General features: G+C 50.7%; 24 protein-coding genes. 5 read left to right on the top strand and 19 right to left on the bottom strand.

Going from position 1 to position 23879, the window contains the following annotated elements; translation table 11 throughout:
* Positions 1 to 82: 82 nt before the first annotated feature.
* The 9 genes from KFE80_00880 to rpoE form a co-directional block, all read right to left on the bottom strand.
* Positions 83 to 3229: a CusA/CzcA family heavy metal efflux RND transporter gene (locus KFE80_00880; protein ID UTW45517.1), complete on the bottom strand. Its 3147-nt coding sequence runs from the start codon at positions 3227 to 3229 to the stop codon at positions 83 to 85.
* 12 nt (positions 3230 to 3241) lie between these two features.
* Positions 3242 to 4492, bottom strand: a complete 1251-nt coding sequence (locus tag KFE80_00875) for an HlyD family efflux transporter periplasmic adaptor subunit (protein UTW45516.1) — start codon at positions 4490 to 4492, stop codon at positions 3242 to 3244.
* Between the two features lie 3 nt (positions 4493 to 4495).
* On the bottom strand, positions 4496 to 5803 hold the full coding sequence (locus tag KFE80_00870; GenBank protein ID UTW45515.1) for a TolC family protein: 1308 nt from the start codon (positions 5801 to 5803) through the stop codon (positions 4496 to 4498).
* A 76-nt stretch (positions 5804 to 5879) separates the two neighbouring features.
* Positions 5880 to 6245, bottom strand: coding sequence for a hypothetical protein (locus KFE80_00865; protein UTW45514.1), 366 nt, complete (start codon positions 6243 to 6245; stop codon positions 5880 to 5882).
* A 171-nt stretch (positions 6246 to 6416) separates the two neighbouring features.
* Positions 6417 to 7775, bottom strand: coding sequence for a Do family serine endopeptidase (locus tag KFE80_00860; protein UTW45513.1), 1359 nt, complete (start codon positions 7773 to 7775; stop codon positions 6417 to 6419).
* 39 nt (positions 7776 to 7814) lie between these two features.
* A complete protein-coding gene (locus KFE80_00855) occupies positions 7815 to 8255 on the bottom strand; it encodes a SoxR reducing system RseC family protein (GenBank protein ID UTW45512.1) in 441 nt (146 codons plus the stop codon).
* Between the two features lie 96 nt (positions 8256 to 8351).
* Positions 8352 to 9248 carry a MucB/RseB C-terminal domain-containing protein gene (locus tag KFE80_00850; GenBank protein UTW45511.1) on the bottom strand — a complete coding sequence of 299 codons (897 nt, stop codon included), beginning with the start codon at positions 9246 to 9248 and terminating at the stop codon, positions 8352 to 8354.
* A 71-nt stretch (positions 9249 to 9319) separates the two neighbouring features.
* Positions 9320 to 9937 carry an anti-sigma factor gene (locus tag KFE80_00845; protein ID UTW45510.1) on the bottom strand — a complete coding sequence of 206 codons (618 nt, stop codon included), beginning with the start codon at positions 9935 to 9937 and terminating at the stop codon, positions 9320 to 9322.
* Between the two features lie 155 nt (positions 9938 to 10092).
* The gene (gene rpoE, locus KFE80_00840; protein ID UTW45509.1) at positions 10093 to 10686 is read right to left on the bottom strand and encodes an RNA polymerase sigma factor RpoE; all 594 of its coding nucleotides are present in this window, start codon (positions 10684 to 10686) and stop codon (positions 10093 to 10095) included.
* A gap of 197 nt (positions 10687 to 10883) precedes the next feature.
* Between rpoE and nadB the strand changes: the two genes are divergently transcribed.
* Positions 10884 to 12521 carry an L-aspartate oxidase gene (gene nadB, locus KFE80_00835; GenBank protein ID UTW45508.1) on the top strand — a complete coding sequence of 546 codons (1638 nt, stop codon included), beginning with the start codon at positions 10884 to 10886 and terminating at the stop codon, positions 12519 to 12521.
* Here nadB and KFE80_00830 read toward each other — a convergent pair.
* Entirely contained in the window at positions 12502 to 12903 is a 402-nt protein-coding gene (locus KFE80_00830; protein ID UTW45507.1) for a hypothetical protein, read from the bottom strand. The two genes, nadB and KFE80_00830, sit on opposite strands and share 20 nt — an antisense overlap.
* A gap of 19 nt (positions 12904 to 12922) precedes the next feature.
* Positions 12923 to 13171, bottom strand: a complete 249-nt coding sequence (locus tag KFE80_00825; protein ID UTW45506.1) for a succinate dehydrogenase assembly factor 2 — start codon at positions 13169 to 13171, stop codon at positions 12923 to 12925.
* Between the two features lie 90 nt (positions 13172 to 13261).
* Between KFE80_00825 and KFE80_00820 the strand changes: the two genes are divergently transcribed.
* Both KFE80_00820 and KFE80_00815 read left to right on the top strand, forming a co-directional pair.
* Entirely contained in the window at positions 13262 to 14329 is a 1068-nt protein-coding gene (locus tag KFE80_00820) for a folate-binding protein YgfZ (protein UTW45505.1), read from the top strand.
* A 4-nt stretch (positions 14330 to 14333) separates the two neighbouring features.
* Positions 14334 to 14768, top strand: coding sequence for a hypothetical protein (locus tag KFE80_00815; GenBank protein ID UTW45504.1), 435 nt, complete (start codon positions 14334 to 14336; stop codon positions 14766 to 14768).
* A gap of 13 nt (positions 14769 to 14781) precedes the next feature.
* Here the strand turns inward: KFE80_00815 and ung are convergent, their stop codons facing one another.
* On the bottom strand, positions 14782 to 15462 hold the full coding sequence (ung, locus tag KFE80_00810) for a uracil-DNA glycosylase (protein ID UTW45503.1): 681 nt from the start codon (positions 15460 to 15462) through the stop codon (positions 14782 to 14784).
* Positions 15463 to 15605: 143 nt separating this feature from the next.
* On the opposite strand from ung, the gene KFE80_00805 reads away from it, so the two are divergent.
* Positions 15606 to 15917 carry a cytochrome c gene (locus KFE80_00805; GenBank protein ID UTW45502.1) on the top strand — a complete coding sequence of 104 codons (312 nt, stop codon included), beginning with the start codon at positions 15606 to 15608 and terminating at the stop codon, positions 15915 to 15917.
* A 26-nt stretch (positions 15918 to 15943) separates the two neighbouring features.
* On the opposite strand, the gene KFE80_00800 is transcribed toward KFE80_00805, so the two are convergent.
* The 5 genes from KFE80_00800 to KFE80_00780 all read right to left on the bottom strand — a co-directional run bounded on the left by KFE80_00800 (position 15944) and on the right by KFE80_00780 (position 20220).
* Positions 15944 to 17614 (bottom strand): DUF4105 domain-containing protein, encoded by a 1671-nt coding sequence (locus tag KFE80_00800; GenBank protein UTW45501.1) that lies wholly within the window; start codon positions 17612 to 17614, stop codon positions 15944 to 15946.
* A 302-nt stretch (positions 17615 to 17916) separates the two neighbouring features.
* A complete protein-coding gene (locus KFE80_00795; protein ID UTW45500.1) occupies positions 17917 to 18414 on the bottom strand; it encodes a DUF3015 family protein in 498 nt (165 codons plus the stop codon).
* Between the two features lie 107 nt (positions 18415 to 18521).
* Positions 18522 to 19124, bottom strand: coding sequence for a DUF799 family lipoprotein (locus KFE80_00790; protein ID UTW46568.1), 603 nt, complete (start codon positions 19122 to 19124; stop codon positions 18522 to 18524).
* A 34-nt stretch (positions 19125 to 19158) separates the two neighbouring features.
* The gene (locus tag KFE80_00785; protein ID UTW45499.1) at positions 19159 to 19533 is read right to left on the bottom strand and encodes a DUF4810 domain-containing protein; all 375 of its coding nucleotides are present in this window, start codon (positions 19531 to 19533) and stop codon (positions 19159 to 19161) included.
* Between the two features lie 9 nt (positions 19534 to 19542).
* On the bottom strand, positions 19543 to 20220 hold the full coding sequence (locus KFE80_00780; GenBank protein ID UTW45498.1) for a CsgG/HfaB family protein: 678 nt from the start codon (positions 20218 to 20220) through the stop codon (positions 19543 to 19545).
* A gap of 147 nt (positions 20221 to 20367) precedes the next feature.
* On the opposite strand from KFE80_00780, the gene KFE80_00775 reads away from it, so the two are divergent.
* Positions 20368 to 21015 (top strand): TonB family protein, encoded by a 648-nt coding sequence (locus KFE80_00775; GenBank protein UTW45497.1) that lies wholly within the window; start codon positions 20368 to 20370, stop codon positions 21013 to 21015.
* Between the two features lie 132 nt (positions 21016 to 21147).
* On the opposite strand, the gene lysS is transcribed toward KFE80_00775, so the two are convergent.
* Both lysS and prfB read right to left on the bottom strand, forming a co-directional pair.
* Entirely contained in the window at positions 21148 to 22674 is a 1527-nt protein-coding gene (gene lysS / locus KFE80_00770) for a lysine--tRNA ligase (GenBank protein ID UTW45496.1), read from the bottom strand.
* A gap of 52 nt (positions 22675 to 22726) precedes the next feature.
* Positions 22727 to 23822, bottom strand: a protein-coding gene (gene prfB / locus KFE80_00765) for a peptide chain release factor 2 (GenBank protein UTW46567.1) whose coding sequence is annotated in 2 segments (ribosomal slippage) — positions 22727 to 23749 and positions 23751 to 23822 — 1095 coding nt in all. Because the reading frame shifts where the segments join, the coding sequence is not laid out codon by codon here.
* Positions 23823 to 23879: the final 57 nt, after the last annotated feature.

The raw sequence follows: 23879 nt of genomic DNA, 5'->3' as shown, positions 1-23879 counted from the left end.
TTTGGAATCCGGAGGGTAAGCAAATAAGGCGGCGATTTTAGTGGAAAGCCCCTTTTTTATCCACAAAAGGGGCTGTTTGTGCTTACTCCACGGCAAGATTCACTGCCGATTGTTGGCGGGGTGCCGTTTCCCGTCCATGAACCAGCCGATACAACACCGGCAGCACAACCAAGGTCAGCAAGGTGGAAGAGAGTATGCCGCCAATTACCACCGTCGCCAGCGGGCGCTGAACTTCTGCGCCAGTGCCGGTGTTCAGCGCCATGGGTACAAACCCAAGGCTGGCTACCAGAGCGGTCATTAACACCGGGCGCAGACGAATTAACGCGCCTTGGGTAATAGCTAACAGCAAATCCCCCTGTTGCCGCCACAGGTCGCGAATAAACGACACCATCACCAGGCCGTTCAGCACCGCCACACCCGACAGGGCAATAAAGCCAACCCCAGCAGAAATAGACAGGGGCATATCCCGCAGCCACAACGCCAATACGCCGCCAGTTAATGCCAGGGGCACACCGGTAAAAATAATCAGCGCGTCTTTCAGCGAGCCAAACGCCATCACCAGTAACGCGATAATTAATACCAAGGTGATGGGCACCACGATAGACAAACGTTGGCTGGCGGATTGCAGTTGTTCAAACGTGCCGCCATAACCGAGCCAGTAACCGGCGGGCAACGCCACTTCTGTGGCAATGCGCTGCTTGGCTTCTCCCACAAAAGAACCCAGGTCACGGCCACGTACATTGCTGGTAACGACGACTCGGCGTTTGCCATTTTCACGGCTTATCTGATTAGGCTCCAGCTTTGTGTTCAGTTCGGCTACTTCCGCCAGCGGCACATAGTCGCCATTGGGCAGTGGCACTGGCAAGTTTTTCAAACCGTGAATATCACCGCGCACCTGCTCCGGTAAACGAACCACTATTTCAAAGCGACGATCCCCTTCAAAAATCAAACCGGCGGGTTCGCCCCCAATGGCAGTAGCCACCAGATTTTGTAAATCCATTACATTGATGCCATACAGAGCCAGAGCAGTGCGATCCGGCTCAATGGCCAGTACCGGCAAATCGGTAATTTGCTCAACGCGGGCATCCGCATTGCCATCGATGGATTCCAGCACCGCGAGAATATCGTTGGCGGATTGCAGCAATTGATCCAAGTCGTCGCCGAATACTTTGATGCCCAAGTCCGAACGCACCCCGGAAATCAGTTCGTTAAAACGCATTTGAATAGGCTGGGTAAATTCGTATTGATTGCCCGGAAATTGCTCCACCGCCGCCTGTATTTCCGCCGCCAATTCCGCTTTGGTTTTGGATGGATCGGGCCATTGGCTTCTAGGCTTAACCATTACAAAATTATCGGCGACACTGGGAGGCATGGGGTCGGTGGCCACTTCCGGAGTGCCGATTTTGGCAAATACGGTGTCCACTTCCGGGAAGGATTTAATGCGCTCTTCCAACACCTGCTGCATTTCCACTGCCTGTTCCAAACCAGTACCAGGTATGCGCAGTGCATGTAGAGCAATATCGCCTTCGTCCAACTGGGGAATAAATTCCGACCCCATAGTGGATGCCAGCCAGCCGGATAACAGCACCAGCGCCATAGCAAACGACAATACGGTCCAGCGAAATTTCAGTGCCAATTCCAATACTGGCTGATAAACGGATTTCGCGGAACTGATAACTTTGCTTTCTTTCTCACTGACTTTACCGCTCATAAACACAGTAACCGCAGCAGGCACCACTGTGAGCGACAGCACCATGGCCGCCAACAACGCCATCACCACCGTAGCCGCCATAGGGTGGAACATTTTGCCTTCCACACCAGTGAGCGAAAACAGCGGAATATAAACCACAGTGATAATCAGCACCCCAAACAGGCTGGGGCGAATCACTTCGTTGGTGGCGCTGTAGGCCAAACGCAAACGCTGTTGCAGTGGCAATTTGCCACCCTGCTGGTGCTGGGCTTCAGACAATCGCCGGGTAGTGTTTTCCACAATAATCACCGCGCCGTCCACAATCAGACCAAAATCCAGCGCACCCAAACTCATCAGGTTGGCAGACACACCGGTTTTTACCATGCCAAATAAAGTGGCCAACATGGATAACGGAATCACCGCTGCGGTAATCAGTGCTGCGCGAATATTGCCCAACAAAAAGAACAATACTGCAATCACCAACAAGGCCCCTTCCAGCAAATTTTTGGTGACTGTGGCGATGGTTTTATCTACCAAGGTAGTGCGGTTGTAAACAGAGTTGGCTTTGACGCCAGCGGGCAGCGAGGTGGCAATCTGTTCTAAACGCGCTGCCACATCTCTGGCTACCGTGCGGGAGTTTTCTCCCACCAACATCATCACCGTACCAATCACGGTTTCGCGACCATTACTGGTGGCGGCACCGGTTCGCAGTTCTTTGCCAATGGCCACTTCCGCCACATCGGCAACGGTGATGGGGGCACCTTCGTGGGTGGCAATCACCACCTGTTCAATATCGGTGATGGTTTGCAGTTGGCCGGGGGAGCGCACCAGCAATTGCTGGCCGTTGCGTTCAACATACCCAGCACCGCGGTTGTCGTTGTTGTTGCGCACTGCGGTGACCACCTGCTCCATGGTGAGCCCATGGGCAAGTAACTGTCCCGGCTGCGGAGTAATGTGGTACTGCTTGTTGTAGCCGCCGACGGTGTTAACTTCAATGACCCCCGGCACTTGAGCCAGCTGCGGGCGCACAATCCAATCCTGGATTTCACGCAATGCCGTAGCATCAAAAGCAGCGCCATTGGCCTGTTGCGCGCCGGGTTCTGCCTCAATGGTGTACATAAAAATTTCACCAAGGCCGGTGGCGATAGGTCCCATTTCCGGTTCCAGTCCCTGAGGCAGCGAACTTTTAAGTGTAGCCAGGCGTTCGTTGATAAGGCTGCGAGCAAAGTAAATATCCGTGCCCTCTTCAAACACCACAGTGACTTGAGACAGTCCGTAACGAGACAGGGAGCGGGTGTACGCCAGGCGCGGTAAACCTGCCAGTGCGGTTTCCACCTGGAAGGTGATTCTCTGTTCCGCCTCCAGCGGCGAGTAACCTGGCGCTTCGGTGTTGATTTGCACCTGCACGTTGGTGATATCCGGCACTGCATCAATGGGCAGTTTTTGATAACTCCAAACACCGATACCCACAATGGCAAACACCATGGATAAAACTAACCAGCGGCGTTCGATGGAGAAACGTAAAATCGATTCAATCATGGGGCACCTCCATCAGTGGTGGTGGGCAGCGCCGGATTTCTCCAGATCTGCTTTCAGCAGGTAGCTGTTTTCCACCACGTATTCAGTACCCGGTTTCAGGCCACCCAATACTTCGGTAAAGCGACCGTCGGTACGACCTAATTCCAGCATGCGCACTTCGTAGGTTTCGCCAATTTTGGCGAATACCACGGTAAAGTCGCGAAACCCCTGCAGGGCACGATTATCGACCACCAGCGGTGCGTCGATCTGGCTGGTTTGCACTTGTGCTTCCAACATCATGCCGCTGATCCAGCGGGGTTGTTCGCCGTTAAGCGGGCCATTTTTTAACAGCAGGTGCGCCACCATAAAGGGCTTGCCATCTGCATCCGGAACGATGTGTTCAATAACCGTGGTGGCGCTCATGGGCCCGGAGGTAACTTCTACCGTTTGGCCATTGCGTACAGCGCGGCCGTGTTTGGCAAACACCAACACCTCTGCCCAAGGGGACTGATCGTTGATGAGTGTAAGCAACTCTTGTTCACTGGCGAATTCGCCGGGGTTGGCGTGGCGTGAGGTCACTAAGGCATCGAAAGGTGCCACCATAAAATAGCGTTTCAGGCTTTCGTTGGATTCTATCTCGATCAGCACGTCGCCCTTCTTCACCCGGTCGCCTATGTTTACATTGACCTTGGTAATCAGGCCGGGAAAGCGCGCCCGCATATGGCTTTCGTTTTCATGCCCTGGCACTACACGGCCATACAGCTTGGTGGTTTCGTTAATAATTCCAGGGCCTGCTGTAGTGGTAGTAATGCCCACTTTTTCCGCCATGGCATCGCTGAGTTGCACTCGCCCTTCGTAGGATGGGTACTTCCACTGGTATTGCTTGCCTTCCACCGTGGCAGCGACGGTGACATCAAAAGAATGTGGCTCGGTAACCACACCATCACCACGCAGGTAAGCGCCCTCTTGGCGGAAGTTAAACAGATTGACTTCGCCATCCAGGCGATCCAGTTGAACCGTCAGTTTGGCGGCCTCGACAGGTTTGCCGTTTTGGGCAATCCAGGCCCGATATTCCGGCGGCACGTCCCGTTCAAAGATCGACAATTCAACAACGACGCCACCATCAACTAATAATTTACCGCCGTTAGGGCCTTTGGCTTCTTCTTGATGGTGTTCGTCATGGCCGCCACCATGATGGTGAGGACCGGCTTGAACAGAAGCAGAAAAAATAACAGCCAGCGCAGTTATAAAGACCATTCGGATCGTATTTTTTGCGGTATCCATTGTTTACTTCCTCATACCAGGTTGAGCTTGCAGTGGCTCAGCGGTGAGTTGTTCTATGTCCGCGCCGTAGCGCAATACGGCAGCGGCGGTGTCGATAAGGTTAAGGCGAGCGCCAATCAATTCCTGGCGCGCCGACACCCATTCCAGATAGCGGTAACGGCCTCGCTCATAAGCAGCGCGTGTACTGTCGTAAGCAGCACTGAGAGTGGGAATAATGTTGCTTTGCAAACTGGTGGCAGCTTCCATGGCCTGCTGGCGATTGCTGTAGGCGCTGTAAAGCCGGGTATAAAGGCGGGTATCTTCCGCCTGGCGGCGAACGGCAACTTCACCCAGGGCTTCCCGTGCAGCAGTCACATCACCACTGCTTCGCTTACCGGTAAATAACGGCATACTGAAAGCCATTGTCAGCGCCGTATCACTGCGGATTTGCAAACGGCGCACCCCTAGGGACCAGTCGATATCTGCCCTGGCTTGGGTTTGTGCAAAACGCAACTGGGCTTCGCGCAAGCGTTGCTCGGACGCGAATTGATGAATGTATGGATTGCGTTGAATACGGCGGTAAAGGGCATCAAAGTCATCGCTATCGCCAAATTGGTAAAGGCTACCCTCAACGCCGAGGAAACCCGGTTCGCGTTCCCCCCAAAAGGTGGCCAACATAACGCGGCTCTGTTGCAAACGGCTCTTTTCACGCTTAACCGCCAGTTCGGCCTGAAGCAAGCTAACTTTGGCGCGGCTTAACTCCGCTTCCGGTGTGGCACCAGCGGCAACTCGCTCCTTGATGCTGCGCAAAGTTACCTTGGCCAGCTGTTGGGCATCACGGGCAACTATCAGGCGTTCCTGGGTGGCCAACACATCGATATAGGCACGGGTAACCGCAGCCATCAGATCGAGGGCTTGCATTTGCCGCTGCACCTGTAGCTGATCACGTCCAGCATTGGCAACCGATATACGGGCGGAGCGTTTATCACCTAGTTCAATAATTGACGACAGAGCTACCGTCAGCTCAGCACCGCCAAGCCCACTAACACGGCCAGTGCCTGCCACATTTTCCAGCTCGGTTTCCAGCGCCAGTGCCGGGCGCAAACTGGCTTTTTGCAACGCCCCTTGCAAGGCGCGCTCACGGTAGCCGTACACCTGTAACTGGGGATTGTTGGCCAGGGTTTTTTCAATGGCCGTTTGTAGGGATATCTGGGTCTCGATACTTGCCAAGGATGGCCCGGCAAACATCAACACCATCACCGCGGGCCAGTTTTTAAATCCGGCAGCGGTATTACTTGCACTCAATCTGAGTGCCATCAAAAAACGAAACATGATTTGAATCCTGTAAATAGTTCGCTCACCAGCTGCCCAATTAGAGGGTTACTGGTATGAAGAATGAATTACAGAATCAGCTAATGGGGGGGCGCAGCAGAGACTCCGGATGGGAGTGCAGGTATTGGTTGCCAGCAGGGGCAGCAAAGAAAGAAGCAGACAAAATCGACCAGGACAGCTCTGTCGGCAGTATAAAAACGATATGAGCCCCATGGGAATGGGTGTGACATTCTGGTGCTGCACAGCCTTCCAATGGGGATTGGCAATCGTGGACAGGCTCAGGGGCATGACCATAGTCGTGGTCATCATCCTGGTGATGACTCAAATCAAAGCCGGTGTAGTGACTGTCTTGCAAGTGTGGACCATCACTGCCAGCAAAGCTGCCGACGGATTGCAGGGCAATCAGTACGGTAAGTAACAGTGTTATCAGCGGTTTTGGCATGACTTTGGGTGGATAAAGTTTGAGGGGGCAGTCTATATAGCCCCTACCCGGTCATCAAGGGGCTTAACTATTTTTACATTACCAAAAGTATGATGAGATAACTATGTAATAAGAAAACTAATAAAAAACCACCTCAAATTGAGGTGGTTTTTTCACAACAACTCAGCAGATTTACAACGTAATCGTTACATAACCTGCCTGACCATTGCGGTACACCTTAATGGCTACCGGCTGGCCATTGGGGATTTTCTTCTCCAGTTCGCGATAAGCACTAACACTGGTAACACGGGCGTAACCGATTTTGACAATCACATCGCCCTCTTCCAGACCCGCTTCCGCCGCAGGGCTTTCTTCACCTACTTGGGCAACACGCACCCCGTAGCGTAAACGCAGCTGGGCGAGTTCGTCTTTGGAAAGCGGCTCTACACCAAGCCCCAATCTGTCCAAGTTAGCACCACCCACTGGGCCACCGGCCAGCTCAGCTCTTGAACCGACTTCGACAGTAAAGGTTTTGCGCTTACCTTCACGAAGCACGCCGACCCGCACTTTTTTACCCGGAGGCGTATTACCCACAATGTGGAACACATCACGGTCGGTAATTACTTTTTTACCGTCAATGGAAATAATCACATCTTCTTCTTCGAGGCCAGCTTCAGCAGCAGGCGTGTCTTCAAACAGGCGGGTAACAATGGCACCCTGGGCCTTTTTCAGTCCAAGTGCCTGAGCCAGCTCCTTACCAATAGAATCAACCTGAACACCCAGATAGCCGCGATCTACAGAACCGCCCTCTTTCAGCTGCTCTACCACTCTTTGGGCAACATGGGCGGGAATGGAGAATGAAATACCGTTGGAACCACCGGAACGGGTGTATATCTGTGAATTGATGCCCACCACTTCACCGTCCAAATTAAACAGTGGGCCACCGGAATTACCCGGGTTAATGGCCACGTCCGTTTGGATAAAAGGCACAAAATCCTCCTGGTTAACCGTGGGAATACTGCGGCCAATCGCACTGACGATGCCCACACTGGCGGAATAATCCAAGCCAAAAGGTGAGCCGATAGCCACTACCCACTCACCCACTTTTAAATCTTCGGAATCACCAAAACTGACCGTCGGCAAATCACCGGCCTCAATTTTAAGCAACGCCAAATCCGTAGCTGGATCGGTGCCCACAACTTCTGCTTTAAACTCTTCGCGATTGCTGAAGCGAACCACGATGGTCTCAGCCTGTTCGATCACGTGGTTGTTGGTGAGAATATAGCCGTCATCGGTAACGACAAAACCAGAGCCCAGTGAACGCTTGGGGCGCTGTTGGCGCGGAATACCCCGCTGACCAAAGAAACGGCGCATCAGCAAATCCATTTGTTCCTGTTGGGAATTGCTGGCAGCACGACCTTCTACTTCGATCTTCACCACCGCTGGGGAATTCTTTTCGATCAGCGATGTAAAGTCGGGCAATTCTGCATAGGCGCTAACAGACAGGGTGACCGTTACAAAAACAAACAGCCTTACAACCTTGTTCAGCATGGATAAACTCCGTAATAAAAATAAAAAATAATATCGATGTTAATTCAATAGCACCGGGCTATAACGCTTCAAATTGTTTTTTCGCAACGCATAAAGTCGCACCGCAACCGCACCAACCACCAAACCAGCCAGACAAGAAAGCGCTATTATGAATTCTCCTGCGGCTGCGAACTGAGCAATACCCCCTCCGACAAACAACCCCATCAGAGGTAACAGGTAAAGAAGCAATGAACCGGTTATCAGCGCCTCTTCCGGCACACCCACCGTAACCTGCTGGCCTACCTGAAAAGCATGGGATCGGTTTTGCCATTCAGCAGGCAGCGGCACACGCAGTAAATTCGGCTTTGCCATCAATTTAGCCAATACTTTTTGCCCACAACCGGTACGCGCGGCGCAGCTTCCACAGGCAGATTTAGCATCAGCTTCAACCCAGAGACAGTCTGATTCAACCGCGTTGATAGTAACGGTTTCCTCAAGCATAAGTGCACCCCAATGAAGTTAAATAGTGTTAAGGGTATTTCAGAAAATACCGAGCTCGGGAGATACCTTTAAATGTAGGTATCGCCCAGGCATTTTTCAATGGTCAGCGAGCCTGATCGAACGGGCAATGCGCTTCGCCAGGGGCATAGGGATTTCACCTACTACGGAAACGGAATACAGTTTTTGTGGGTGAGATTGCAGATAGGTCATGTAGGCTACGGTAGCACCCCGATGACTGTGGCCATCTGGCATCAATTGAGTAGCCGGTTCGATAAATACCGAAAAAAATGCCATGCCATCGGAATACAGCAAGCGTTCTCTGCCATTGTCCTGGCGGCGAATATCCGCCAATAGAAACCCTTTCGGGGGCTGGTCGATACGCCAGCGCCCAGCAGCGACCGGTTGTTCTGAGCTATTACAGGGCAGCTTGTCGACGTCTACCAACCAGCCTTTGTGTTCATCAGCTGGCCGTAACTCTCCTGGCTGGGAAACGGTCAGCTTCACAAACTGAAAGCGCTCCAAAAGTTTACCGTCTACCTGACTGATCACTTCTGCTTTCAACAGCAAGTTTGATTGTTTATCCAGCCAAAGTCGGTAGCCATTGCGCATGTAATCTTTGGGCGTCAGCCACAGTTGAATTGCTGGACGGCCGGCAATACGCTGCTCTTCCATGATTGAAAAGCGGTACAGCTGATGCAGCGATTCACTCTGCTCCAATAGACCTTGCCCGACCCGTTTGCAATCCAGTGGATTACCAGGCTGGGAGACAGCTGCCTGGCTACTGCCATCAAGTCGGCGCAGGTATTCGTACTCTTTGCCATCTCGCACTTGATGAATGATTTGAAAGGCGTTGAGCTGACTGCGCTGTTGGTAGGTAAATACACCTTGATAATCCACCTGACGCCCCGCCTGGCGCATATCGACCAGCATCTGGTGGGCTGCCAGCGAATTATTTCGCTCACCGGCCAGGGAAAACGCACTAACAATCGTCAAGCATAAAAAAAGCCCGCAGAGTCCAGCTTTTAAAAGCGGCCAACGCTGCGGGCGATTTTGAGAAGAAAACACTATTTACCTTGAGGTGACTTTTCCTCAGGCAGGCGAGCGTGAGGCAGTAAACCTTGCCCGCCGTCCAGAGCGGCATCTTCAGTGTGTTCTTTCAGCAGCTCATTCAAACGCTGCTCCAATTCCTTTTTGGAGTCTTCATCCAATTCGGACAAAGGCTCGACGACCAGTTCCTGAATCTCACCATAACCGACCGGGGCGGTGTCGATAGGGTTAGAAAATTCAGAGGGCAGCGGTGCTACATTGGCACTGTTACTGGCAGCCACTTGCGGTGCTACCGCAGAGTCAGAAGATTGATTGACCTGCTGAACGCCCACCACAATTGCCAAGGTTACCGAAGCGGCAATCGCCACACGGCTCAGGTTTTTGAATACACCCTGATTGGACTTATGCGCTGGCTCGTCGGCAATGGCAGCAGAAATAGAGGCTGACAGATCCATAGTACGAACAGGCGCTTCATTGCGCATTGCACTGCTGGCCAGCTGGTAACGCTCCCAAGTAGCGCGCAGCTCGTCGTTTTCAGCAGTGGCCTTCAAAACCCGTTGCAGCTCCAACTCATCTGCTGAGCCATCCATAACAGCGGATAGGGATTCTTTAAGGCGAGTATCGTTGTCACTCATTGAATCTGTACCTCTTGATAGAAATATCTGTAGTCAAATTAACGGTAAATCGGCTTATACGCCGTTATCATCTGCCATTCAGACCCGCTCAAAGACTGTTTGTTCCAAAATAGCGCCATAATTGTGTCGCTGAATTTATACCTTTCGGTTATGGGTTACATGGCCCCACTCATCAGCGCTTTTACTTTCTGGTCAATGGCTTCCCGGGCACGGAATATGCGCGAGCGCACCGTGCCTACCGGGCAGTCCATCACATTGGCAATATCTTCGTAGCTCAGACCTTCAAACTCTCGCAAAGTGACCGCTGAGCGCAGCTCTTCGGGCAAATTGGTAATGGCTTCATCAACCACCACTTTCAGCTCATCGCGAAACAGTTGCTGTTCCGGGCTGGCGATGTCTTTGAGGTTATCGCTACCGGCGTAGTATTCCGCATCACCGACGTCCACATCACTGGCCGGGGGGCGGCGGCTGCGGGCAACCAAATGGTTTTTCGCGGTATTCACAGCAATACGATAGAGCCAGGTATAAAACTGACTGTCGCCACGGAAATTTTTCAGCGCTCGGTACGCTTTAATAAATGCTTCCTGGGAAACGTCATTGACTTCTTCGTGGTCGCTAATATAACGACTGACAATGGCTCCCACTTTGTGTTGGTACTTCAGCACCAATAAATCAAATGCTCGTTTATCCCCTTTTTGGACGCGGCTGACTAACTGCTTGTCAGATTCTTGGGCCGACTGTACTGCCATAGATGATCCTTATTTTTATCAGCAATCAAAGGGTGAGAAATTTGCCTGGCAATACCTACCGGTAAGTGAACCGGCAAACTATTTGCCAAAAAGTGAGTCATGGGACTCACAGCAGGCCGATAAGTTCACCGCAGTAGGCATTGGGCGCGGGCTATACTATCATGCCTTCCGGATTTCCTCGCAAGTGATTAAATTCTATGACAAAACGTTATCAATTCGATGTTTTGGTCGTCGGTTCTGGGGCGGCCGGCCTAACTGCCGCCCTGCAGTTGGCAGATCGTTTTCAGGTAGGTTTAATCAGCAAAGGCGAGTTAAAAAGTGGCTCTACCCAGTGGGCCCAGGGGGGTATTGCCGGGGTTTTTGATCGCGACGACAGCGTCGAATCCCATGTGGCGGATACCGCCCGCGCCGGTGCTGGTCTTTGCCATATGGACGCAGTACAGTTTACCGCCGAGAACGGCCCTGCAGCCCTGCAGTGGCTCATTGAACAACAGGTGCAATTTACGCGCAGCGACGACGACCCGGGCAGCAACGGCTATCACCTCACCAAAGAAGGTGGTCACAGCCACCGGCGCATCCTTCACAGTGCCGATGCCACCGGTCAGGCCATATCCACAACGCTGATCGAACGCGTGGTTCAGCACCCCAATATTCAGGTCCACAGCCACCACGCGGTCATTGACCTTATTACCGCTCCCGACCCCAACTCCCGCAAGTTGCGCTGTATTGGCGCCTATGTGCTCGACGTAAAAGCGGACAGCAGTGCGGTGATGCAGGCAAAAGCCGTGGTATTGGCCACCGGGGGTGCCAGTAAAGCGTACCTTTACACCAGCAATCCGGATGGGGCCAGCGGCGATGGCATTGCAGTGGCCTGGCGCCGCGGCTGCCGGGTAGCCAATATGGAATTCAATCAGTTTCACCCTACGTGTTTGTACCACACAGAGGCTCGTACTTTTCTGATTACCGAAGCCCTGCGGGGGGAAGGCGCCTATCTGTTGTTGCCCAATGGCAAGCGTTTTATGAAGCGCTTCCACTCAGATGCAGAGTTGGCCCCCCGGGATATCGTCGCCCGGGCGATCGACCATGAAATGAAGCGCCTGGGCTGCGAGTGCCTGTATTTGGATATCTCTCACAAACCAGCGGATTTTATCGAGAAGCACTTCCCCACTGTGCGTAATAAGTGTCTGGAATACGGCATCGATATCACTCGTGAGCCCATTCCGGTGGTGCCTGCGGCCCACTATACCTGTGGTGGTGTGATGGTGGATCAATGGGGCTGCACCGACCTGCAAAACCTTTACGCTGTGGGGGAAACCGCCTTTACCGGCCTCCATGGCGCCAATCGCCTGGCAAGCAACTCACTGCTTGAATGCGTAGTGTACGCCCGCAGCGCTGCCAGCCATATTGCCGAGAACTTTGCCAATATTGCCGATTACGGAGAGGCGCCATTGTGGGATGAATCTCAGGTAACCCACTCCGATGAAGACGTGGTGCTGTCTCACAACTGGGACGAGCTGCGTCGCTTTATGTGGGACTATGTTGGCATCGTGCGCACCAACAAGCGGTTGGCACGAGCGCTGCACCGGGTTCAGGTTCTGCAAAAAGAAATTCACGAGTACTACAGCAATTACAAGATCAGTAAGAATCTGCTGGAAGTGCGCAACCTGACTATGGTGGCAGAGCTGATTATTCGCTCTGCGGCAAAACGCAAAGAAAGCCGTGGGCTGCACTACACATTGGACTTTCCAAAGCTGGCGCCGTTGGCCAAAGACTCCATCATGGTGCCCGATAATTACGCCGGGCAAGACATCATCGTCAGTTCAACGCCAAACTGAGTTGCACTCTGAGGCGGCGATAGCTTTCTGCACTCAAACTGTCGAAAGGCACCACCAGGTGGCGCAGTTTGCCGTTGGCAAATCGCATTCCAATCACACTCAGCCAACGACCTATATAACAAGGGGCCTGGAGCTGAAAGGCTTGTTGTTTGCCATCGTGGCTTCGCAACTGCCAACTCTCATCAAAGTAAATCAGCACCGGCAGCGCACGCCAATAGCAGAAGATTGAACGAACAAAACTGGCAACCACCAATACCCAAATACTCAGAATCCAAACCACAGACAAAGGTGCCAACCAGGTTGCTAGCAATGGCAGCAAATGAGCTGTGCAGGTATAAGCAAGCTGTAAGCGAGAGCGATGTAAGCAAAATTCCCTGTGCATTGGCACTTGCTGTCATTGCCTATCTTTGAATTTGCGAGCGAGTGTCGCGGATGATCTGAATAATTTTTAACAGATCTGGATTGTCCGGATCCATGCGTTTGAGCAGCCAAGCAAATAAATCCTGATCCTGCTCTTCCAATAACAGGTGGTAACGGTGCTTATCCTCCTCCGTCAACGTAGGGTAAATTTGCTCCACAAAAGGCAGTAATATCAAGTCCAGCTCCAGCATTCCGCGCCGGCTGCCCCAAAACAAACGATTCTTATCCATTACGCACTCTTTAAACCCGGTAATTTGACGCCGCATTATAAGCCAACACTGATAAGATACGGGTTTTATTTGCATCGAGTAAATTGAGCTATGAACTCATGGCCACAGTTCCTGCAGCAGCAGGGAGCTATTTTTGAAAACGAAGGACTTTTGGGGTTTGGGGAACAGCCCACGGATTATCCAAAGTTGCTGGATGGCAACATCTTGGCCCCCCTTACCGAGTTAGCCACCTTACAACTAGTGGATGGTGCTCTGGAACACGGCAGCCAAAAGCTTCTGCAAGGCCAGGTCACTTGCGATATAGACAAGTTGTCCACTGAACAAAGCCTGTTTGGCGCTCACTGCACCCCCAAGGGGCGCGCTGTAGCCAATTTTCAGATTGTGGAAACCAATAGCGGCAATGTCACTTTGATTCTGCCAGCAAACCAGCAAGCTACCACCACGACAAGCCTGGGGAAATACGCACCCTTTTTTAAAGTGTCTCTGCAGCAAGGGCAACAATGCTTACTTGGCTTGGCCGGGCCACAAGCCAATGGCATAGCACAACAACTTATCGGCGCAACAGCTACTGCCCCTCAAGATACCGGCCACTGCGTACACACATCCGAAATCAGCATTCTCGTGTTGGGCCAAAAACGCTTACTGTTGATAGTAAACCCCCAAGTCATCGAAACTGCCTGGCAGACTGTTTGTGACCAAGCCAAACCCGTGGGGCCAGAACTGTGGAGACTGCTGGATATACGCGCTGGCATTGGCCATATACAGGCCGCAACCAGTGAGGAATTTATTCCTCAAATGTTAAATATGCAGTCCAGCCATGGCGAGAATGGTGCCATCAGCTTTAAGAAAGGCTGCTACACCGGGCAGGAAGTGGTGGCGCGCATGCACTATTTGGGCAAGCTGAAGCGGCGTATGTACCGCTTACAAACTCACTCGCCAGAGGTTGCCATTGGTGACCATTGCTACTTGCCGGATCAAACACAGAGTCAGGGAAATGTGATCAGCGTTGCCCGCAGTGATCAAGGAACGATGGAATTACTGGCCGTACTGACGGAAAAAGCCGCTGCCAGTGAACAACTGGCGTTTGGTACCAGCCCTGACAGCACACAGCCAATAGCGGTATCACAGCTGCCATTACCCTACTCCCTGGAACCCTGACTGAATGGCAGAACTGCTGGAGTACTTGCAACAACATCAGCAGCTGCTCACCTGGCTGGGTCTGGCTTCGCTGTTTACTTTTGTGGTCAGTTTGCTGTCCTTGCCCTGGCTGGTGTCCCGCATACCGGAAGACTACTTTCTGCCCCAAAAACGGCAACCCAGTGACTGGAAACAGCAGCGTCCTCTGATGCGCAGCCTGTTGCTGATTGGCAAAAATATCCTCGGTGCAATATTGCTGGCGGGAGGTATTTTGATGCTGTTCTTGCCCGGCCAGGGCCTGCTCACCATCGCCATGGGATTGTTGCTAATGGATTACCCCGGCAAATTCAAACTGGAACGACGCATCGCCGCCGTGCCCGCCATATTTAATGGCTTGAACTGGTTGCGTGCCAAAGCCAAACACCCACCATTGCGCTCACCAGACAGCGATACTCCTTAATTGAGAACGCCCCCTAATCCACCGACCAGTCGATAGACTGCTGCCCTCGTTCCTGCAAGTACTGATTAGCGCGGGAAAAGTGCTTGCAGCCTAAAAAGCCGCGGTGAGCGGACAATGGTGACGGGTGCGGCGCCTTCAAAACCAGGTGTTTACTGTCATCAATCAACGCACCTTTGCGCTGGGCATAACTACCCCAAAGCATAAATACCAAGCCATCCCGTTGCTGATTGAGTTCAGCAATAGCTCGGTCTGTAAATTCCTCCCAGCCCTTACCCTGATGTGCCCCGGCCCGGCCTCGCTCAACGGTCAGGGTCGCATTCAACAGCAATACCCCCTGCTCCGCCCAACGGTTAAGGCAACCGTGCTGTGGCGGTGAAATACCCAGGTCCGTGTGAATTTCTTTGTAGATGTTAATCAGAGACGGCGGCACCCGGATACCGGGCTGCACCGAAAAACACAAGCCATGAGCCTGGCCCGGGCCATGGTATGGATCCTGCCCAAGAATAACGACTTTGACTTGATCAAAGGGCGTGCGATCAAACGCTGCAAACCACTCACCGCCTTTTGGGTAGATAACCTTACCCGCCTGTTTTTCCCCTTGCAGAAAGGCTTTAAGATTAACCATGTATGGCTGTTCAAATTCCTGCTTTAATACGTGCAACCAGGACTCGTGCAGCTGAATGGGTGTTGCCATAACACTCTCCGATAAAAGACTTGTGTTGCTCACGCCACGCATAGTAACCCAAGTACACCCGGTTGACGCACGTCAAAATGCAGCAGTGCAAGTGCTGCTGAAATACAAGCCATAGCTGACAAAAAACCGATGGAGATCCAGCCATGAAAAAGCCAGTGATTACCGCAATTTTAGCCACCCTTCCCCTATTGGCCACCAACGCTCTGGCAGGCGACGCCGCTGCAGGCAAAGCCAAAGCCGCCACCTGCATTGCCTGCCATGGCCCGGCAGGTATTAGCAACAACAATCTGTGGCCTAACCTGGCCGGCCAGAAAAAAGGCTATCTGATCAAACAGCTAAAAGACTTTCGAGCCGGGAAACGTAATGATCCGCTGATGAAACCCATGGTGCAAAATTTGACCGATGCGGATATTGAGAATTTGGCGGAGTATTTTTCCAGCTTAAAGTCTCAATAGAACGCCTATACCCAAAGTCGATATAACTACCAGTACCAACTGAAAGCAATACCAGCTTCGTGAGCTATATTGCGCTGGTAGGAAAACCTGAGGTCGGTGTTTGCTGACAGCCGCCACCGACCTGTTATATCACTTACCCAGTCTCCCTTGCCATCACCGTCAATGTATCGGCGATACTCGGTGTACGCACGAACCCTGAATGAGTTACTCAACTCAAAATTTGCGAATGCAGATGTACGGCCAAACAAAGAGCCAAAGTTATTTTTGTCCTGCTGCAAACTACCGCCAACGTAAGCACCTACAAAGACTTTCTGACTTAGCGAATGGGCATAACCAATATCACCGCGAAAATAAGTCACCAGACAACTTTCACAACCAAGTGTTTGGCGCTCTACCCCCAAATCCAGCTTCCATGCATCACCACCGTCTTTTGGCAACCCTGTCGCTAAATTTTTTACACTTTCAACATTTACAATATTTAGCTTACGAAGCTTTACATCACCATCGAATACATCCAGCAAAACATCGCCCATTGATAAAGACGAGTTGTTGATATGGCCATAATCTGCATCCAAGGAGTCATAGTAAACCGGCCTTAGTCTAATCACGGCACCATTTCCATAGACACTGTTGTTTACAGCTGAGACAGACAGCAAGCTAGGGTTGCGCCCCTGGTGTGGAGATCTGTCTTTTGAAAACTTTAAAGGCGTCTCTCCCGGTGGTAGCTGATAACGCTTTGCCAATACCAGCCTGTAATGATCATTTGCTTGGTCTTTATCCAGTTTTTTTGCATCTCGGACAAACTGAAAGTAATCCAAAAGCGCGTCAAGTATCCGTTGTTGGCTACTGAGAGAAAACTCCTGAAACTCTGGACCGTCAAGGGCATCAATATCGACCACAATTTTTCTCACCAACCGACGCTCTTCAATTGAAAGCAACTCAAAGCGCTTATAAAGGCGACTTTGTCTAGAGGGGTGATAAAAAACATTTTTCACCAACGGTTTTCCATCACGACGGCTGTCAAACGCATTCTGGACTATCTTTTGAGGTACCGTCCAAGGCCTATTATCAGGAATAACCTTCACACCTTCTATTACCTCAAGCATTTCTGCCATGCGGTAGGCACAGTTTCTCCGTGTAAAGTAGTACGTATACCGTTGCGACAGAACCTCCCATGCATGGCCAATAAGAATCGCAAGCTCTTCTGGCTTCAAATCAAGTTCATACTCCCACAAATCTCGAAGTTCATTTTCGCCATAATTGTGATTATGGTAGTAATACTGAATTTCACTAAAACCAGCATCATAGCCACCAAATAGACCTTTAAAAATATACGGAATCGGCCCTTCCCCCTCTGGCACAATGGCTCCGTAATTTACCGTTACATCTTCAAGCTCTGTAACAGATTTATTGTGTCTAGCATTAAACTTTAAAAATGTGTGGCCATAGTAAGATGCGGGATTGCCCAGATAACCAGTTGCGAAAACTATACTGACGGAACCCGTACTACCGTTAAGAGACCATGTCCTAAAACCTGCGCAATTGATCTCTTTCAAACCACTACCCGACAAATCCAGTTGACTATTTAACCACTCGTACCTACCCCGGAATTTACACTGGGCATGTCCATCGACATCTTCAGTTTCTGGTAAGAAAAACGCTGATAGTGTTGCTTCCATTTCATCTTGCGGAGACACTTTACCAGTGCTTGACAGGAAAAAAGTATCACTATGGATCGCACTTCTAAGACTACTAACACCGAGAGTACCTGACTCATAAAAAATCAGTTTTCGCCAAGATGGGTGCTTACTGAGCTCTAAGTTGTTAGCTTTAGCAATCAGATTATCTCTGGGGATGGAAGAGAAACAATATTGAGAAGTAAAAAAACAAATTATAGATACACAGAGGTACCTATAAAAAGATGAGTTAACCATAGTTTTTTGAAATTTTTTAAAAGATAGCTCTCACAGAATTTTCTGTGAGAGCATAGGCATAGGCTTTAGCTGTGGTTAACAGCGGAACTCAGCAGTTGATAATAAACATTAGATTTTTCTATTCGAGTCAATGATTGATAACCAGGATTTGTTACCTCTTCGCCCATACTAGAACGAATGTTTGAGATAAGCTGCTCCCTCTCATTTTCAGGAACCTCCATAATATTCAAAAGCGCAACAACATGCTCGCCGTTACCTTTAGCAGTCTCTTCCACTAAAGTGTCATATGTATCGAGAATAAACGTAGCGGCTTGAACGTTTTTACTGTTACAAGTTTCCGGACTAGCCGTGGCTGAAGTTAACGCTGTCGAACCTGCATCCCAAATAGTATTAGATGTAACTGCGGCCCAGTGAGTATTTGGAAAAAGGGCGGCACCAATACCACAATCAACGTAAGGGTTGGGACCACTTCCCGGGGCTTTACTCTTCTCCGCCTCTTCGGCTTGGATGGGCGTTATAGATACTGCTAGAGCTATGCATGAAGCAATCTTGATAGATTTCATATTCCATTTCCTTTTACTTTGTTATTGTCGCGAGTCTCGCATAGAGCATGTTATTGCTTTACGCCAAGCTAGGCAATGTCACTTTTATGCCAGCCCACTGAAGCTCTTCAATTTTTTGCCTCTTTGTATGGTCCATCCAGCAAACCATTGATTTTATTATTGAACAATTGAGTGTTAGCCTGTTTCGACAATCTATAGGTAGGATCAACCATCGTAGAATTTATTACCTGAGTCACCAAGGCACTTACCAAGGCACCAGTCAAGCCAGCGCCACCATCTCCTGACGACTGAACAGCTTGTGATGTACCATCCCATAGCAATTCACCAGACCGTGCATCAATCAAACGCACCTTTGCTCTCACTATTGCTGAAGAAGAGATCACTTGATATTTCTGGCCCCATTCTTCAATAGACGCATACAATATTGCATCAGGGCCGATATGTTCTACCAGTTTATCGATAGGAACATCATGCATATCTGCGGGTGTTTGCAACCCGTTCTCTTTTAAAAAACGATCAACCACTGCAACGGGAAACACATAATACCCTTTTTCTGCAAGCGGCTTTGATACGGTCGACAGATATACATAAGGAGCATCTACTTCAATGCTGTTGTTCAAGGGGGGAATCACTAAAATAGAGACAGGTTTGCTTTCTAAGAGCTTAGTATAATCGTAAGGTTGCTGCTGCACACAGCCGCCCAATGCCATTCCCCAAACGGCAAGAATAATCAGATAGCTTTTTTTAAAGTTCACTAGATATTCCTTTACCATAATTTTTCAGAAGCTTATCAATCAGAATCGTCGACTCTGGATACAACTCTTTTTCACGCACTAAAGATTCTGCTGCTCTTTCAGCCTGACCTTCAGCTGCATATAACATTCCTAAATGGGCATAGAAACCAGGAGGAAGAGGCTTACCCTCGGCCTGTGCTTTTTGTATATCTTGGTTAAAACGATCGATTTGACCAGCAGTGGACAGCTCGTCAGCTTTCACAAAAGTTTCTCGCAAGATATCTTCGTAACTACCCCAGTAATATTTGTAATTTGGTTGAGCTACACAGCCAGATAAGACAATAGCCAAGAAAAGTGCGGCTAGCACTGATCTTATTATTTTCATATTAAATCCCTATTGTATTTTCAGCTTTCCAGACTCCAAGTCTCTCGCTATATTATTAACTGCTTCCTGAATGGCGAAATTTAATACCTTTCCGTTGAGGGTTGCGTCATAACCCGCCGTTCCACCAAAGCCTATAATTTCACGGTTGCTCAATGCGTATTCGCCAGCACCTTGAATGGAATAAACAATCTCTGAGGTAACAACATCTACAACATTAAGTGATACTTTGGCATAAGCAGTCTGTTTTTTACCAGATCCCAAAATACCAAACAATTGCTGATCTCCAGATACCTTTCGGCCAAACTCGGTCACATCACCAGTAACCACATAACGAGCGCCCTGAAGTTCCTGAGAAACACCACTCAACTTTGCTTCTTCAACAAGACGCTTCATATTTTCCCGATCAACCACTTTAAAACGACCTGTTTGTTGAAGGTGGGTTTTCAGGATGGTTTTGGCCTGATTACCTAGGCGGTCAACATCTGAGGAAAACATCCCCCTGAGGTACCCAGATCGATTTTCAAAACTACCGACTACAAGGGTAGTTTTTTCACCATGAAACTGGGTGCCATAGGTTTCCACAGACTGTGATACCACTTTCCTGTGACTCTCTGTAGCACAGCCTCCGACAAAGACCAAAAGAGATGTCAAAATCATGGATAAGCTGTGTTTTTTGTATGAAAGCATCTGTAAGCCCTTCCTGGGTTATATAGTTTTACATTAACCAAGACTATACCGGACTTTTTAAAGCCTGCAAAACAGAGGTTACATAACCCGAAGTAACACCAAAAACGTTAACCCCCTTGATCGAACACAATAGCCCAAGGAGGATTAATGTTACTTTCTCACTCATCATCTATACGGCCATTAAAGGCTTTATTATCTGCCATTATCGCCACGTTTGTACTGCTACTGTTTATGGCCGCACTGGTAGCTTCTGATGTAAAGCCAGTCGCTGAAGTGCCTACCTACGAAATACCGATTTTCCAGCCGAAAGTCGAGATCGACAACAAATACAAAACCCGAATAACCCCAGTAATCCCAAAGCCCAAGCCAATAGCTACACCGAGCACAGATCTGCCAAACGATCAGCAGCTTCAAATTTCACCCATTACTCTGCAAGCCAAAAGTATTAATGAAAGTGACTATCTGACAGGAATTGACGCTATTCCCGGTGGCAGCACCGCTCTATTCAGCAGCCAGGGAGATCGCATGGTGAGCCTTGAAAGAGCAACCTCCCCTAAGTATCCGACAAATCAGGCATCACGAGGTACTGAGGGCTATGTGGATATTATTTTCGACGTAACACCAGAGGGAACTACAACGAATTTACGAGTGTTGGCAGCGGAGCCTCAGCGGGTGTTTAATCGCAGCGCCATCAATGCCGTAAAGCAGTGGAAATACCGGCCACAGATGGTCAACGGCAAAGCAGTAACAACCACAGGCGTCGTCGCTCGGGTACGCTTCGAATTGGAAAAGTAGGTGCAGTTAGCAGCTGGAGAAAACCCAGTTCACAGCAACAAATGCCTAAATTGCTTAGCGTAGGAGCAGCTGGGCATCCATCCAGCCTTTGGCCCGCCCCTCCTTGGGTGGGCTTTTTTATGCTATAGCCATTTATTCCGGCCGCATATGGGGGAACAGCAGCACGTCGCGAATTGATGGAGAGTCGGTCAACAGCATTACCAAACGATCAATGCCAATGCCCTCACCCGCTGTGGGTGGCAGGCCGTATTCCAGAGCGCGAATGTAGTCGGCGTCATAGTGCATGGCTTCGTCGTCGCCAGCGTCTTTTTCCGCCACCTGAGCCTGAAAACGCTCGGCCTGATCTTCGGCGTCGTTGAGCTCCGAGAAACCGTTAGCCAGCTCGCGACCGCCCACAAAGAACTCAAAGCGGTCGGTAACAAACGGGTTGCTGTCATTGCGGCGCGCCAGAGGCGACACTTCCGTTGGGTATTCGGTGATAAAGGTGGGGTCGTCGAGGCGATGCTCCACCGTCTTCTCAAAAATTTCGATTTGCACTTTACCCAAGCCCCAGCTGCCCTTCAGCGGAATATGTAGCTGTTCGGCAATCTGGCGGGCACCCTCTTCATCCGCCAGAACCTCGGAGCTGATGTCCGGATTAAAGTGCAGAATTGAGTCAAACACGCTGATGCGACGGAACGGCTTGGCAAAGTCGTAGGTCTTTTCCGATACCACTTCACCCTCATCATTTTTCTCGGTGCTGCATACTTCCGTAGTGCCCAAAACCGTTTCACAGAGCTTGCGCAACATATCTTCGGTAAGATCCATCAGGTCATTGTAATCCGCGTAAGCCTGATAAAACTCCAGCATGGTGAATTCGGGGTTATGGCGGGTGGACAAACCCTCGTTGCGGAAGTTGCGGTTGATCTCGTACACCCGTTCAAAGCCGCCTACCACCAGGCGTTTGAGGTAGAGCTCTGGCGCGATGCGCAGATACATATCGATATCCAGCGCGTTGTGATGGGTAACAAAGGGGCGCGCAGTGGCACCGCCGGGAATCACCTGCAGCATGGGGGTTTCCACCTCCATAAAGTCTGCACCGCCAAGATAACCACGAATAAAATCAATAACTTTCGAGCGAATCTTAAAAATATTTCGAACTTCCGGATTGACGATCAAATCCACGTAGCGCTGGCGATAGCGCAGCTCTTGATCCGCCAGGCCGTGGTACTTGTCCGGAAGTGGTCGCAAAGATTTGGTCAGCAGCTGGTATTCATCGAGCTGGATATACAGGTCGCCCTTACCGGATTTATGCAGCTCACCCTTAACACCGATGATGTCGCCCAAATCTAGAGACTTGGCAAACGGGCGTGCCTCTTTGGTGACGTATAACTGGATACGGCCGCTCATATCCTGGATTTCCATAAAGGCGCCGCGGTTACGAATCACACGGCCGCCGACGGCAAATACCAAACCCGCTTCTGCCAATTCCTCTTTGGACTTTTCACCGTGCTCAGCCTGCAGGTCTCCGCAGTAACTGTCGCGGCGAAAGCTGTTGGGAAATGCGGTGCCACCATTTTCAGCAGCCTCGTCGCGCATGGCTTGTAGCTTGGCGCGGCGCTCGGCGACTAGTTTGTTCTCTTCATGGAAAGTGTCTTGTTGGGTGTTTTGCTCGGTCATTTGTGTATCTCGTAATGGTTGTCATCCCAGCGAAGGCGGGAATGACGAATTTTTACAGCCCTGCTTTCAAACTGGCCTCAATAAACTGGTCCAGGTCGCCATCCAGCACCGCCTGGCAGTTACTGGTCTGCACGCTAGTACGCAGGTCTTTAATACGGGAATCGTCCAGCACGTAGGAGCGAATCTGGCTGCCCCAACCAATATCGGCCTTGCCGTCTTCCATGGCCTGCTTCTCTTCATTGCGCTTCTGCATTTCCAGCTCGTAGAGCTTGGCGCGCAGCATTTTCCAGGCCTGGTCGCGGTTTTTGTGTTGCGAGCGCTGACTCTGACACTCGGCAACAATGCCCGTAGGTTCGTGAGTCAAACGCACTGCGGAATCGGTTTTGTTCACATGCTGACCACCGGCACCGGAAGCGCGGTAAGTGTCGGTGCGCACATCCGCAGGGTTGATATCGATGTCGATATTGTCATCGATCTCCGGAGTCACAAACACGGAGGTAAACGAGGTATGGCGACGGCCACCGGAATCGAAGGGCGACTTGCGCACCAAACGATGAACACCGGTTTCGGTGCGCAGCCAACCGTAGGCATACTCCCCCTCAAAACGAATGGTGGCGCTTTTGACGCCCGCCACTTCACCGGCTGAACATTCTTCCAAGGTGGTTTTAAAACCCTTACCTTCACCCCAGCGCAGATACATACGCAACAGCATCTCGCCCCAGTCCTGGGCTTCGGTGCCACCGGAGCCAGACTGAATGGTTAAGAATGCGTTGTTGGGGTCCATCTCGCCGGAAAACATACGGCGAAACTCAAGCTTACCCAGCTGAGCCTGCATGGTATTGATCTCACCCTGGATATCAGCCACCGCGTCAGCATCGTCTTCCTCCACAGCAAATTCCAGCAGTTCCCGGGCATCGCCCACACCGCCGTCCAGGTCATCGATGGTTTTGACTACCGACTCCAGCATAGAGCGTTCGCGACCCAGCTCCTGGGCTTTCTCCGGTTCGTTCCACACATCTGGCTCTGCCAGCAGCAGTTCTACCTCAGCAAGGCGTTCTTTCTTGTTATCGTAGTCAAAGATACCCCCTAAGCACGTCAGTGCGCGCCTGCAGGTCGTCGAGGGTATTTTTCAGGGGGGCTACTTCCAGCACAGTGGGCTTCCAGTCATCAAATCGAAAGGCGGCGATTTTACCGGAAAGCGCCCA

The sequence above is a fragment of the bacterium SCSIO 12696 genome, assembly GCA_024397955.1.
In the GTDB taxonomy this organism is placed as follows: domain Bacteria; phylum Pseudomonadota; class Gammaproteobacteria; order Pseudomonadales; family Porticoccaceae; genus SCSIO-12696.
Note: the sequence above shows the minus strand (reverse complement) of the source record. Positions and strands in the feature narration are given on the sequence as shown.